General features: G+C 68.6%; 11 protein-coding genes. 6 read left to right on the forward strand and 5 right to left on the reverse strand.

What is annotated here, in order from left to right; all coding sequences use genetic code 11:
* Window positions 1–18 precede the first annotated feature (18 nt).
* Window positions 19–1,662, reverse strand: coding sequence for a hypothetical protein (locus ACFTSF_RS16825; RefSeq protein ID WP_380154609.1), 1,644 nt, complete (start codon window positions 1,660–1,662; stop codon window positions 19–21).
* 8 nt (window positions 1,663–1,670) lie between these two features.
* On the reverse strand, window positions 1,671–2,252 hold the full coding sequence (locus ACFTSF_RS16830) for a hypothetical protein (protein ID WP_380154610.1): 582 nt from the start codon (window positions 2,250–2,252) through the stop codon (window positions 1,671–1,673).
* A 216-nt stretch (window positions 2,253–2,468) separates the two neighbouring features.
* Here ACFTSF_RS16830 and ACFTSF_RS16835 point away from each other — a divergent pair, with 216 nt between their 5' ends.
* The 3 genes from ACFTSF_RS16835 to ACFTSF_RS16845 all read left to right on the forward strand — a co-directional run bounded on the left by ACFTSF_RS16835 (window position 2,469) and on the right by ACFTSF_RS16845 (window position 6,383).
* Window positions 2,469–3,623 (forward strand): cystathionine gamma-synthase, encoded by a 1,155-nt coding sequence (locus ACFTSF_RS16835; protein ID WP_380154611.1) that lies wholly within the window; start codon window positions 2,469–2,471, stop codon window positions 3,621–3,623.
* A 129-nt stretch (window positions 3,624–3,752) separates the two neighbouring features.
* Window positions 3,753–5,117, forward strand: coding sequence for a glutamate mutase L (locus ACFTSF_RS16840; RefSeq protein WP_380154612.1), 1,365 nt, complete (start codon window positions 3,753–3,755; stop codon window positions 5,115–5,117).
* A gap of 33 nt (window positions 5,118–5,150) precedes the next feature.
* Window positions 5,151–6,383 carry an AI-2E family transporter gene (locus tag ACFTSF_RS16845; RefSeq protein ID WP_380154613.1) on the forward strand — a complete coding sequence of 411 codons (1,233 nt, stop codon included), beginning with the start codon at window positions 5,151–5,153 and terminating at the stop codon, window positions 6,381–6,383.
* 170 nt (window positions 6,384–6,553) lie between these two features.
* Here ACFTSF_RS16845 and ACFTSF_RS16850 read toward each other — a convergent pair whose 3' ends face one another.
* Together ACFTSF_RS16850 and ACFTSF_RS16855 are read right to left on the reverse strand one after the other, a co-directional pair.
* Complete coding sequence (locus tag ACFTSF_RS16850; RefSeq protein ID WP_344151387.1) at window positions 6,554–8,170, reverse strand: MDR family MFS transporter; 1,617 nt, start codon at window positions 8,168–8,170, stop codon at window positions 6,554–6,556.
* On the reverse strand, window positions 8,167–8,748 hold the full coding sequence (locus ACFTSF_RS16855; RefSeq protein WP_344151390.1) for a MarR family transcriptional regulator: 582 nt from the start codon (window positions 8,746–8,748) through the stop codon (window positions 8,167–8,169). The genes ACFTSF_RS16850 and ACFTSF_RS16855 overlap by 4 nt, the downstream gene beginning before the upstream one ends.
* A 184-nt stretch (window positions 8,749–8,932) precedes the next feature.
* Here ACFTSF_RS16855 and ACFTSF_RS16860 point away from each other — a divergent pair, with 184 nt between their 5' ends.
* Together ACFTSF_RS16860 and ACFTSF_RS16865 are read left to right on the forward strand one after the other, a co-directional pair.
* A complete protein-coding gene (locus ACFTSF_RS16860; RefSeq protein ID WP_380154614.1) occupies window positions 8,933–9,721 on the forward strand; it encodes a CPBP family intramembrane glutamic endopeptidase in 789 nt (262 codons plus the stop codon).
* On the forward strand, window positions 9,718–10,443 hold the full coding sequence (locus tag ACFTSF_RS16865) for an SDR family oxidoreductase (RefSeq protein WP_380154615.1): 726 nt from the start codon (window positions 9,718–9,720) through the stop codon (window positions 10,441–10,443). Before ACFTSF_RS16860 ends, ACFTSF_RS16865 begins: the two co-directional genes overlap by 4 nt.
* On the opposite strand, the gene ACFTSF_RS16870 is transcribed toward ACFTSF_RS16865, so the two are convergent.
* Window positions 10,440–12,008 carry an amidohydrolase family protein gene (locus ACFTSF_RS16870; RefSeq protein ID WP_380154616.1) on the reverse strand — a complete coding sequence of 523 codons (1,569 nt, stop codon included), beginning with the start codon at window positions 12,006–12,008 and terminating at the stop codon, window positions 10,440–10,442. The genes ACFTSF_RS16865 and ACFTSF_RS16870 overlap by 4 nt on opposite strands.
* Window positions 12,009–12,064: 56 nt before the next feature.
* Here ACFTSF_RS16870 and ACFTSF_RS16875 point away from each other — a divergent pair, with 56 nt between their 5' ends.
* Window positions 12,065–12,859 carry a MerR family transcriptional regulator gene (locus ACFTSF_RS16875; protein ID WP_380154617.1) on the forward strand — a complete coding sequence of 265 codons (795 nt, stop codon included), beginning with the start codon at window positions 12,065–12,067 and terminating at the stop codon, window positions 12,857–12,859.

The raw sequence follows: 12,859 nt of genomic DNA on the forward strand, positions 1-12,859 counted from the left end.
CTGTGTTTTGTACGCCGGTCAGCGGGTGCCGCGGCCGTTGGGATCGTTCTTCTGCGCGGCGGACTGCCCGGTGCCGCGAGTCGCCTTGTTCGGGTCGGACTGCGCGGTCCTGGCTGCTTGCTCCGCGGTACTCGCCCCGGCGCCGGTAGTCCCGTCGAAGGCAGCAGCTGCCGCGCGAGTCGCCTCAGCCTTACGCGCTGCCTCGTTCGGCTGCTGACCGGCCGCCTGGAACGTCGGCGCCTGCACCGGCGGACGCTGCCCCGGCTGCGTCGTCGCCTGCCCACCCGCCTCCTGGAACACAGGCCGCGCCGTACCGCGCGGACTAGCCTGCGCAGCCGGCTCCCGTACGGCGGGCTGCTGCTCACCACCCTGCTGTCCGGCGGACTGCGTCGGCGTGCCGGTCTCGCCCGGCTGTTGGCCCGCCTGCTCGTTTGACGACGCATAGGCCTGTTCGATGAGCGCGGTGATCCGCTCCTGCTGCGTTCCAGCAGCCGGAGCCTCGGAGGCTTGGCCGGCCTGCTGGGACTCGGCCGCCGGTTGCTGCGGCGCGGGCTCGCCCGGCTGCTGGTTCTCGGGTTCCTGCGCGGCCGCTTCCGTCGTCGGTTGCTGGGCGGCCGGTTGCTGTGCGGCTGCCTCCGGCTGGCGTTCGCCTGCCGCGGCGCCCACCCAACGCTGAGCCTCCGACCTGTCGGTCGGCACCGCCTCGTGCTGACCGACGTGCTCCTCCGTCGCCACCCGCTGAGCCTCCGCCGACTGCGCTTCGGTGGTCTGGGGTTGAGCGGTCTGAGCCTCGGCCGTCTGCCCCTCAGTGCTTTGGGTCTGAGCCGTCTGGCCCTCCGCGGTCTGAGGTTGAGCGGTCTGCGCCTCAGGGGTCTGAGCCTCGGTCGACTGGGCCTCAGCGGTCTGGGCTTCGGCCGACTGGGCTGTGGCTGACTCGGCCTCCGGCTGTTGGGCGGCTCTGATTTCGGCTACTTGTTGTTCCAGGACGGCCAGGCGTTCATTGAGCTGCTGCATCTCGGCGAGTAGCGCTTCCAGCCGGCTGTCGGACTGCTGCACCGGCCCGCGGGCAGCCGCCTCGCGGGACTGGATCATGCCGTTCTGCATCGGCGCCTGCTCCACCGACTCGGGCGCCTGGACGCCGGGTCGGACCTCGAAGTCGCCGGGGGAGCGGAAAGCCTGGATCAAGTTGCGTTGGGCCAGGTGAGCGAGGTCGGAGCGCGTCATCGTGCTGTGGCCGAGCTGCGCGCGGATGGCCGGGTTGATCGTCTTCGCGTCCTTGGCGGTGAGCGCCCCGGCCGCCTTGAGGAGCTTGGTGCCGCGCCGGACGTCCTTCCAGCGGGAGTAGGCGTTCGACAGCATGCCGCCGAGCGTCGGGTTCTCGGTGCGGGCCGCCGTCATCCGTCCTTGCGCGGCCTGGCCGAGTGCGCTGAGCTCGGCGCGCGCCTGCTCGTTCTGCGTGCCGGTGATACCGCGCTGCATCATCGCGCTCAGGTCGGCGGCGGTCAGGTTCGACCGGCCGATGTCTTCGACCAGGCCTCGGTCGAACTGCTTGATGTCGCGATTCTTCAGGGTGGCGGCAGCCTTCACAGCCTTGGTGCCTCGCCTGGCGGCCTTGCGGTCCGCCCTGCTGAGGCGCCCGCCCTCGGGGGTCGTCTGGCTCATCAGCTCTCCTAGTCGAGGTACACGGCGTAGCCGACGCCGACTGCGGTGGTCAGCGGGTCCTTGGTCGGGCGGATGCTGTAGAGCCGCAGCTCGGCGCCCGGGCGCATCCAGACGGCCAGGTGGCGGTACTCGGCACCGGCGCCGGGCGCCCACTCGTCGTCGAAGTCGGGGTTGCTGTCGTCACTGATGTATTCGGGCTGACCGAAGTACTTGCTCACCAGAGCGAGGTGGTCCGGCCAGTGCGCGTCCAGACCGGCCTCGGCCGCGCCGATGTCGTCCGGTCCGATCTCGTACGCCGACCAGCCACTGTCCGGGCAGTCCGCGAAGACCAGGCCGTCGAACACGATCAACGTCGTACGGCGGGGTGTGACGAACCCCCAGGAGACCATCTCGTCGCCGATCGTCTCACCGGCCTGCAGCGGCCAGGGCTGCCAGGGAGTCCGCGCCATCACCCGGTGGACGAGGGCCCGCACGACCTCGGGGCCGGACTCGTCGCCGTCCGGGCCGGCCAGCACGGTCCAGTCCTGGATCTCGGCGAGATCGGCCAGCGCCAGGTCGTCCTGGTCGAGTGGCCTGTCCTGCGTCTTCATCCCCAGATCCCATCTCTCTGCGTACGGCGTCGATCGCGGCCGGTGACCGTCCAGCGGCCCGTCAACTACTGCCCGCAACGGTAGGCTGCGGCGCGGGTCAGGTGCCAGGGGGTTCGACGGATCTGTGGACAACTTGGATCCCCTCGTGATCCGGGGGATGTCTCAGCGGCGGAACGGCGGTTCGGACCACGGCAGACCAGGCCGTACGCTGGTCCGGTGAATTCCGAACACCGCTACGGCTTCGAGACGCTCGCCATCCACGCCGGGAACGAACCCGACCCGACCACCGGCGCAGTCGTCCCGCCAATCTACGCGACCAGCACCTACAAGCAGGACGGCGTCGGCGGTCTGCGCAACGGGTACGAGTACTCCCGTTCCGCGAACCCGACCCGCACCGCGCTCGAGGAGTGTCTGGCTGCGGTCGAAGCGGGCACCCGCGGATTCGCGTTCGCGAGCGGTCTGGCCGCCGAGGACACGCTGATCCGGTCGCTGTGCGTGCCCGGTGACCACGTGGTGTTCCCCGACGACGCGTACGGCGGCACCTTCCGGCTGTTCTCGAAGGTCCTGGGCGCGTGGGGTGTCGAGATGACCCCGGCCGCGGTCACCAACCCGGAGGCGATCCGCGCTGCGATCCGCCCGGGCAAGACCAAGGTGGTCTGGCTGGAGACCCCGACCAACCCGCTGCTGAACGTCGCCGACATCGCCATCGTCGCCCAGATCGCCCATGACGCGGGCGCACTGCTGGTCGTCGACAACACGTTCGCCTCGCCGTACCTGCAGCAGCCGTTGGAGCTGGGCGCGGATGTGGTCGTGCACTCGACCACCAAGTACATGGGCGGGCACTCCGACGTCGTCGGCGGCGCACTGATTGTGCGGGACGCCGAGCTGGCCGACAAGATCGCCTTCCACCAGAACGCGATCGGCGCGGTCGCCGGCCCGTTCGACTCGTTCCTGGTGCTGCGCGGTATCAAGACCCTCGGCGTACGGATGGACCGGCACAGCGACAACGCCGAGAAGGTCGTCGAGTTCCTGCAGCGGCACAAGTCCGTCAGCAAGGTCCTCTACCCCGGCGTCGAGGGCCACCCCGGCCACGACACCGCCGCCAAGCAGATGAAGCGGTACGGCGGCATCGTGTCGTTCCGCGTCACCGGTGGCGAGGCGCAGGCACTCGACATCTGCAACAAGGCCGAGGTCTTCACCCTGGGCGAGTCGCTAGGCGGTGTCGAGTCCCTCATCGAACACCCCGGCAAAATGACCCACGCCTCAGTAGCCGGCACCCCCCTCGAGGTCCCCGCCGACCTAATCCGCCTCAGCGTAGGCATCGAAACCATCGAGGACCTCCTCGAAGACCTCGACCGCGCCATGTCCTAGCCGCGTTTGGTGGGTTCACCCACCAAACGGGAGGTTCCCGCCCGGTAATTCGGTGGGGGAACCTCCCATCGCGTGGGTTCACCCACCAAATGGCGAGGCCCGGGGGTGTGACGAGCGGGGGTGAGTGCGGTGGGGTTGGTGGTGGCGGTCGACTTTGGGTCGACGTTTACCAAGGCGGTTGCGGTTGATGCGGGGTCGGGGGCGTTGGTGGCTCGGGCTGAGCATCGGACGACGATCGACACCGATGTGATGGACGGGTGGCTGGCTTGTCGGGCTGGGTTGCTGGCGGTTGATCGGGGGGTGGAGCGGGCCGAGGTGCTGGCTTGTTCCAGTGCGGGTGGTGGGCTGCGGATCGGGGTTGTCGGCAACGAAGAGCTGGTGACCGCGGAGGCGGGCAAGCGGGTTGCGTTGTCCAGTGGTGGACGCGTGGTGGCCGTGGTGAGCGGCGGGCTGACGCCGACATCACTCAAAGAGCTGCGCAAGGACCGGCCGGATGTCGTGCTGCTGTCCGGCGGCACCGATGGTGGCAACTCCGCCGTACTGCTGAAGGCCGCCAAGACGCTGGCCACCTACAAATGGCGGCGGCCGGTAGTTGTCGCCGGCAACATCGACGCGCAGGCCGAGATCGCCGAGATCCTCGCCGATGTCCCACATGTTCTTGCGGACAACGTCGTTCCAGAGATCGGCGTATTTGCGCCGGACAGCGCGCGGGCCGCGATCCGCGAGATGTTCCTCGCCCATGTGATCGGCGGCAAGAACCTGTCCCGCGATCCCGCGTTCGCCCGGATGGTGCGCGCCGCCACGCCGGACGTCGTACTGCGGGGTGTCGAAGTGCTGGCCGGGTTGCACGGCGACGTCGCGGTCGTGGACATCGGCGGCGCGACCACCGACGTGCATTCGGTCATCGAGCTCGACCCCGAGGACGCGAATCTCGGTCGCGAGGTGGTCGCCACGCACCCCGTCACCCGGACGGTCGAAGGTGACCTCGGGATGCGCTGGAGCGCCGTACCGGTCGTTGCCTCAGGCATCGAAGCCGGATTGGTCGGTGACGACGAAGCCCTCCGTACGGCGGCCGCCCGGCGGCACGACGATCCGGCGTACCTGCCTGATTCGCCGGCCGAGTCGCGGTACGACGAGGTTCTGGCCACCGTGGCCGCGACCGTGGCGTTGCGTCGGCACGCGGGTCGGCAGCGGATCGTGTTCGGTCCTGGCGGCCGGGTGATCGAGCGGTCCGGGAAGGACCTGCGCGAGGTCGACCTGCTCGTCGGGTCGGGCGGCGTACTGCGGCACAACGGGCCGGAGGTCGCCGCGCGGATCCTCGGGTCGGTCGGGGCCAACGCTCAGGAGGAGGGCTGGCTGGTTCCCGAGCGCGCTCAGGTCTGCGTCGACAAGGACTACGTGCTCGCCGGTGTCGGTCTCCTCGCCGACACCGATCCGAAGGCAGCCGAGGGCCTCGCCGCCCACATTCATGGAACGGTTCGCACCGGGCACTAGTCTCATCACGAAGCACAGCGGCGGAGGGGTCTGATGAGCGAGGACGGTAAGGCGAAGGACGAAAGTCCGGTCGCCGACAACGAGGTGGTCGATGAGACCGCCGACACGGTGGTACCCGACGATCACGTGGTCGCGACGTCGAGTCGCGGGCGGGTCGACACCGGGGTGACGCCGGGGATGCAGATCGCGAGTGCGTGGGCGTGGCGGTTCCTGGTGATCGTGGCCGCGGTGGCCGTGATCGGGTACGGAATGCAGTACCTGTCCGAGGTCGTCGTACCGGTGACTGTCGGCATCCTGCTGACCGCCTTGCTCGTGCCGGTCACCAACGGCCTGCAGAAGCTGCGCTTCCCGCGCGGCGCGGCGGCCGGGGTGACCGTGATCGCGACGATCGTGCTGGTCGCCGGGCTGCTGACCCTGGTCGGGACGCAGATCGCCGGGCAGTTCGAGAGTCTGTCGACCCAGGTCGGCGAAGGTGTGCAGAAGCTCCGCGAGCTCGCCCGCCTCAACTTCGGGCTGACTGACAAAGACATCACCGATGCTTTCAAGCAACTGCAGGACGCGATCACGTCTGGCGGCGCACTCGGTCAACGCGCAGCCGAGGTCGGTACGACGGCCACCCACGTGGTCGCCGGACTGTTCATTTCCTTGTTCTGCTTGTTCTTCTTCCTCTACCAGGGTGACCGGATCTGGGCCTGGCTGGTCCGCCTCTTCCCACGTCAAGCGCGCGAGAAGGCCGACTCGTCCGGCCGCAAGGCGTGGGTATCGCTGACCGCCTTCGTCCGCGCCACGATCATCGTCGCCGCCGTGGACGCGGTTGGTATCTCGCTCGGCGCAGCCATCCTCGGTCTACCGCTGGTGAGCGCGATCGGCATCCTGGTCTTCGTCGGTGCCTTCATCCCGGTCGTCGGTGCACTGATCAGCGGAATCGTCGCGGTCCTCGTCGCGCTGGTCGCCAAGGGCCCGATCGTCGCGATCGTCATGCTGGCGGTCGTGATCGGCGTCCAGCAACTCGAGGCGCACGTCCTGCAACCGTTCCTCCTCGGCCGCGCCGTCAGCGTCCACCCGCTGGCCGTCATCCTCGCCATCGCCACCGGAGTCGTGATCGCCGGCATCGTCGGCGCCCTGGTCGCCGTACCAACAGCCGCCGTCCTCAACACCATCGTCAACCACCTGGCCGGCAACGACGTGGACCCCGAACCACCCCGCCCCCTCCCCAGACGAAGACCCACCAAACCCACCCCGGAAACCCCACCGATCGAGGCCTAACCGCGAACGGCGGACCGCCCCCACTCACCAACCTCCAAAACCTGGCCCAACGCATGCTCGCTTGAGCGTGCAGCGGACACCCCGGACGCAGTTGGTGAGTGGCTGGAGTCCGCCAACGTGCGACGACCGGCCGCCTCCAGGTGAAGGGGCCGGTCGTCGGGGTGGTGGGGTTAGTGCATTGAGGCGGCGGCGGAGGCTTCGAGGGAAGCGTCGTCGTCGGACTTCGGGCCGTCGGTGCGGCCGGCGAGGCGCTGTTCCGGGGTGATGATCGCCAGGACCAGGGCAATCGCGAGGAACGGCAGGGAGACGAGGAAGACGTCGCCCATGGCGTCGACCAGGCCGTGCAGGGCCCAGCCCTTCATCGGCTCTTGCAGGGCGTGCAGCATCGGGACGCTGTTGGCTGCTTGGGTGAGCTTCTCGATCATGCCGGGGGCCGCGTTCGGGACCAGGGTGGTGAGGTGGTCGGTGAGGCGGCTGGTCAGGACGGCGCCGAAGACCGCGGTACCGATGGCGCCACCCATCGAGCGGAAGAAGGTCATCGTCGAGGTCGCGGTTCCCATGTGCTGGCGGGGGACGCTGTTTTGTGCGGCGGTGACGGTGATCTGCATCGACAGGCCGAGGCCGGAGCCCATGATGAACATGTAGATGGCCAGGTGCCAGTACGGCGTGGTCATGCTCAGCGTGGACAGCAGCAGCATCGCGGTGCTGACCAGGATCGCGGAGATGATCGGGTAGATCTTGTAGCGGCCGGTCTTGCTCATCAGTTGGCCGCTCGGGATCGAGGCGGAGAAGATACCGACGATCATCGGGAGCAGCGCCAGGCCCGAGCGGGTCGGGGACATGTCCTTGACGGCCTGCAGGTAGAGCGGCAGGAAGATCAGCGCGCCGAACATCGCGACACCGAGCAGGAACGCGAAACCGGCGTACCCGGAGAAGATCCGGCCCTTGAACAGGTCCATCGGGATGATCGGTTCGGCGACTCGCAGTTCGACGAAGACGAAGGCGACGGCGAGGACGACCGAGGCGACGAGCAGGGCGATCGTGGTCGCCGTACCCCAGCCGTTGGTCGGGCCGCTCCAGGAGATGGCCAGCAGCAGGGTGGTGACGGCCGCGGTGACGACGGCGGCGCCGACGTAGTCGATCTTGTGCGAGCGCTTCACGTGCGGCAGCCGCAGTACGGCGGCGACGATGCCCAGCGCGACCAGGCCGATCGGCAGGTTGATCCAGAAGATCCAGCGCCAGCCGGGACCGTCGGTGAGCAGACCGCCGAGCAGTGGGCCGGCGACCGAGGACAGGCCGAAGACGGCACCGAAGTAGCCCATGTACTTACCGCGTTCGCGCGGCGGGATCACGTCGCCGATGGTGGCGAACGCGAGCGACATCAGGCCGCCGGCGCCGAGACCCTGGACGGCCCGGAAGCCGATCAGCATCTCGATGTTCTGCGACAGGGCGGCCAGCACGGAACCGCCGAGGAAGGTGACGATCGCCGCGATGAACAGCGGGCGGCGGCCGTAGAGGTCGGAGATCTTGCCCCACAGCGGGGTGGAGGCGGTCGAGGTCAGCAGGTACGCCGTGACCACCCAGGACAGTTTGTCCAGGCTGTTGAACTCACTGACGATCTGCGGCAGCGCGGTCCCGACGATGCTCTGGTCGAGTGCGGCCAGGAACATGCCGGCCATCAGGCCGCCGAGAACGACGAGGATCTGCTTGTGGGACAGGTACTGCGGGCTGTCACCCGGCCCTGAAGCGGGTGCGCCGCCGGCAGTGGCGGGCTCGGTGGTGCTCATGTGGTGCTCTCCAGGTTCTTCTCGGTGTTCTCGCGGGCGGCGTCGTCGTCGACGCCGGGCGCGGAGTCTTGGGTACGGCGGGCGGCCTGCATGGCGGCCCAGCCCTTGTCGGCCCAGGCCAGTTGCGGCGAGGGCTCGGTGCGGGCGGTGACGGCGTCGGCGAACCGGGTCATCAGCCGTCCGAAGGTCTCGATGTCGTCCTCGGACCAGCCCTCCAGCGCGGTGCTGAGGAGCTCCATCCGGCGGCGGGCGTTGTCCTCCCACTGCGCGATGCCCTGCTCGGTCAGCTCGACGCGGAAGGCGCGGCCGTCGGCGGGGTCGGGGGAGCGGCGGACCAGGCCGAGTTGCTCCAGCGCGCGGACGTGCCGGCTCGTGGTCGACGCGTCCAGCTCCATCCGGGCGGCCAGCTCGGACAGGCGCAGGGCGCCGCTGCAGCGCAGCGCGAACAGCGCGATGTGGGCGCTGTGGTCGATCGTGTCGCCGGGCTGCTTGGCCTTCAGCCGGCGGCCGATCCGGGTGAACGCGTGCATGACGCCCTCGATCGGGGTCTGCGGGGTGTACGCGTCGTTTACTTGCATGCTGCAAGCATATACATAGTTGTATTACGCACGCAAATAGTTTCCGTTACCAACGAGTGAGGAGCCACTCATTTACCCATTGTGCTGATCCAGTCACGGACTGGAGTCGGGGTGGGTCTGGCACCACCATGGAGGGTGGTTCAGCGCCCTGGTCGCTACGCAGCGTGGCCGCCACGCTGGTCAGGTGTCGACGAGCGCGGTGGAAAACAAGACGATGACCAGACGACGGCTGGCTGAGTACGGCGTCATTTGCGTGGCGCTGAGCTGGTTGCCGTGGCTGCTGATGGGGGTGTCGGGCATGCGGCCCGACGAGGGGGCGGGGCAGTTGGTGTTCGCGCTGGCCGCGTCCGGTCCCTCGCTGGCCGCCCTGGTGATGTGGCTCTGGCATCGGGAGCGGCGGCCTGGCGTTCGCTGGTCACCGGGCTGGCCGGTCGCGGCCGTCGTACTGGGGGCGGCCGCGCCACTGGTCACCACTGCGCTGGTCGGCAACCTGTCCGAGTTGCCCGGACATGCGGAGTCGGTAATCGCTGGGGCTGGTGGACTGATCGGGGCGGCTGTCTACACGTTCCTGGCTGGTCCGGTGGCGGAGGAGTTCGGCTGGCGGGGGTACGTGCAGCCGCGGCTGCGCCAGTACCTCGGTCCGTTGGCGACCACCGCCGTACTGGGGGCGGCGTGGGGGTTGTGGCATGTGCCGCTGTACTTCCTGACCGGTACTGGTCAGCAGGAGGACGGGCTGTTCACGCAGGAGGCACTGGTGTTCTTCCTGGAGCTGTTCCCGCTGACCTTCCTGATGCTGTTCGTGACTGAGCGGCTTCGCGGTGGGGTGCCGGCGGCGATCCTCATGCATGCAGCGTGGAACCTGTCGACGGAGCTGATCCCGCCGCTGGGCAATGCGGTCTGGCTGGAGCTGGTTGTGGTGACCGCCGTGGCGGGTGCCGCCGGTTGGTACTGGCGGCGTACCTTGCCTGCATGAATCAGGTGGCAGTGGTGACGGGTGGTGGGTCCGGGCTGGGGCGGGAGATGGCGCTGGCACTGGCTGCGGCCGGGTATGACGTGCTGGTGACCGGTCGGACCGAGGCGAGCCTGCGGGACACCGTCGCGATCGGCAAGGTCAAGGGGTACGGCGTACTCGACGTGAACGACGGTCCCGCCGTACGACGGTTCTTCGGTGAACTGGACCGGATCGACGTGCTGGTGAACAACGCCGGGACCGGGGCGCCGGCGGCCGCCGTACCGGATGTGTCGGAGGAGGACTGGCGGCGGGTGATCGACACCAACCTGACCGGTTCGTTCCTGTGTGCGCAGGCGGCGTTCGCGCGGATGCTCGAGCAGGACCCGAAGGGTGGGCGGATCATCAACAACGGCTCGATCTCCGCGCACGTGCCGCGACCGCAGAGCATCGCCTACACCGCCAGCAAACACGCGATCACCGGGCTGACCAAGCAGCTGGAACTGGACGGTCGGCCGCACGGGATCACGGCCTGCCAGATCGACATCGGCAACGCCGCGACCGCGATGACCGAGCGGATGGAACAGGGTGCGCTCCAGCCGGACGGGTCGATCGCGGTCGAGCCGACGTTCGATCCGAAGATCGTGGCGGACTTCGTGGTGCAGATCGCGCAGTTGCCGACGTCGGTCGCCGTACCGCATCTGATGGTGATGGCTTCCGGGATGCCGTACGCCGGGCGGGGTTAACGGAGCTCGAGGTCCACGTCGGTCAGCGGGTACCACTGGCCGGCGGGTGGTTGGTCGCGCATGGGGTCGTTCCAGCGGAGCCGGACGCGATCGGTTTGCGCTTCGATGATGGTTGCCTCTTGCCAGTCGGCGTCGGTGCGTGCCCACCAGATCTCGCCGAGACTCGCTAGGCCCTTGTCCACAAGGGTTTCCACAGCTGTGTCGTGGTCGGTGACCGGGCCGAGCGCGGCGCCGAAGACGGTTGTCGGGAGCCAGCCGCAGGTCACCGGTACGACGCGGCCGAGCAGCTCGCCGTCTTCGCGGTGCACGTCTTCCCGGGCGGGGAAGCCGGGCCACACGTCCTTCAGCGCGGTGATGATCCGGTCGGTGGTTTCGCCTATGAAGTGGATCCCGGCCAGCTCGATCTCGTCACTCGCCGGTACGGCGACCTGTCCCGCAACCCACGTACGTCGGATCTGCTGGGTGGCGGTGATGTCGGCCAGCGGATCGCCATCCACCAGGAGCAGGTCAGCCCGTGCACCAACCACCAACCGGCCCCGATCCGCCAGCCCAAACACCTCAGCCGGCCCTGCCGTCGCCGCGACGATCGCCTCCGCCGGAATGAGCCCCGCCTGCACGAGATGCCGCAGCTCGCGTTGAAGCGAGGCGCCGAACACGAGCCCCGGGTTCGGTGCGTCGGTCCCAGCAAGCACCGGTACGCCGGCCCGGTGCAGCGCGAGCGTGTTCGCGCGAGCGATCGCGTTGTCAGGTGCCTCAGGTGGCATCCAGCGCCGCGACTGCTTGTCCAGCACCCGACGCCACCGAGCAGGCATCCGAGCCACCAACTCAGCCTCACCGAGCAACGGCAGTTCCTCACCACCAGATGGGGTGAAGCCGTCGACGATGTCGAGGGTGGCTATCACTGCGACGTGTGCGGCCGCGATGGCTTCTACCTGGGCGGGGGTTAGCAGGTCCGAGGGGGCGTGGGCTAGGACGTCTGCGCCGTACTCGACGACCTTGAGCGCGCCTGCGGCGGTTGAGACGTGGGCTACCACTTTCAGGTTGTGGGTGTGGGCGGCTTCGGTGAGGGCTTGGATGGTTGGGTCGTCGAGGGTGGGGATGTTCATGGCGGCGCCGGAGCCGTCGTCGTAGATGAGTTTGAGGTGGTCGGCGCCTTCGGCGATCCGGTCGGCGACGAATTGTTTGGCGTCGGCGGGACTGGAGACGTACGGGAAGGGCGCGTAGGCGAGGGTGGGGTGGCCGCCTGGGGCGGTGGCGCCGATGGAGGAGGTTCGGAAGTCGGCGCCGGTGGCGCGTTCGGCGGCGATCAGGTCTGGCTGGCTGAACTGGTCGATGAGGGTGGTGACGCCGTACATCGCAGCCAGGCGGGTGGCTCCCGGGACCAGGTGGACGTGGGCGTCGATGAGGCCCGGGAGCAGGCTGCCGCCGTGGACGAGCTCGTCACCTGGTTGGGCGAGGTCGGGGCCGCCGATTGCCGTGATGCGACCGTCAGCCACGCGTAGGCAGTCAGCGGCCAGCAGGGTACCGCGGTCGATGAGGCGGGTGTGCAGGAAGGTGATTGCCATGCGGCCGAAGCTAAAGGCTGACGTTACGTGAGCCTCAAATCGATAAAGTCGGTTCCATGGATCGCACGGTCAGTGAGGTCGCGCGGCTGGCCGGAGTCTCGGTTCGGACGCTGCGGCACTACGACGCGATCGGGCTGCTGCCGCCGGGGTATGTCGCGCCGAACGGCTACCGGTACTACGGCCGCGCGGAGTTGCTGCGGTTGCAGCGCATCCTGCTGTTGCGGGAGCTCGACGTACCGCTGCCGGCGATCGGCCGGATCCTGGCTGAGCAGGACGATGAGATCGCTGCGTTGCGGGATCACCGGGAGCAGTTGGTCCAGGAGCGTCGGCGGCTCGACGCCGTGATCGGCTCGGTGGAGCGGACCCTGCAGGGGTTGTCGGGCGACGAGAGTGTCAGCGACGAGGAGTTCTTCGCCGGGTTGTCGGTCAAGCGGTCGGAGCTGCAGCTGGACCTGACCGAGCGGTTCGGCCCGGGCGTGGGTGCCGCCTTCGAAAGTGCCGTCCAGGCGACTGAGGGGTGGGATCGGGAGGACTACGAGCGGATGGCCGACGAGGGACGGCGGTTGCTGCTGCGGATGGCCGCGGCGCGGGCGCGAGGCGTCGTACCGGATTCGCCGGAGGCTCTCGAGCTGACCGAGTTGCACTATCAGGGCGTGCTGGAGCTTTGGCCTGCCGATGCGACCGGCTACTACAACCTGGGTGCGGTCCTGCTGGACAACGCCGATCAGCGGGCGATGATCGCCTCGGTCGACCCCGAACTACCGCCGTGGCTGTCCGCCGCCGTACAGGCTTATGCGGTCCGCAGGCTTGGGTACCAAATCGACAAGAAAACTGTCGGTGACTCGGTTTAG

Source organism: Kribbella sp. NPDC056951 (assembly GCF_042674205.1).
GTDB classification, from domain to species: Bacteria; Actinomycetota; Actinomycetes; order Propionibacteriales; family Kribbellaceae; genus Kribbella; species Kribbella yunnanensis.

Excerpts from the sequence above, each read along its gene's own strand:
- ACFTSF_RS16825 (WP_380154609.1), bottom strand. The coding sequence starts at position 1,662 with ATGAGCCAGACGACCCCCGAGGGCGGGCGCCTCAGCAGGGCGGACCGC.
- ACFTSF_RS16830 (WP_380154610.1), bottom strand. The coding sequence starts at position 2,252 with ATGAAGACGCAGGACAGGCCACTCGACCAGGACGACCTGGCGCTGGCC.
- ACFTSF_RS16845 (WP_380154613.1), top strand. The coding sequence starts at position 5,151 with ATGAGCGAGGACGGTAAGGCGAAGGACGAAAGTCCGGTCGCCGACAAC.
- ACFTSF_RS16850 (WP_344151387.1), bottom strand. The coding sequence starts at position 8,170 with ATGAGCACCACCGAGCCCGCCACTGCCGGCGGCGCACCCGCTTCAGGG.
- ACFTSF_RS16855 (WP_344151390.1), bottom strand. The coding sequence starts at position 8,748 with ATGCAAGTAAACGACGCGTACACCCCGCAGACCCCGATCGAGGGCGTC.
- ACFTSF_RS16865 (WP_380154615.1), top strand. The coding sequence starts at position 9,718 with ATGAATCAGGTGGCAGTGGTGACGGGTGGTGGGTCCGGGCTGGGGCGG.
- ACFTSF_RS16870 (WP_380154616.1), bottom strand. The coding sequence starts at position 12,008 with ATGGCAATCACCTTCCTGCACACCCGCCTCATCGACCGCGGTACCCTG.
- ACFTSF_RS16875 (WP_380154617.1), top strand. The coding sequence starts at position 12,065 with ATGGATCGCACGGTCAGTGAGGTCGCGCGGCTGGCCGGAGTCTCGGTT.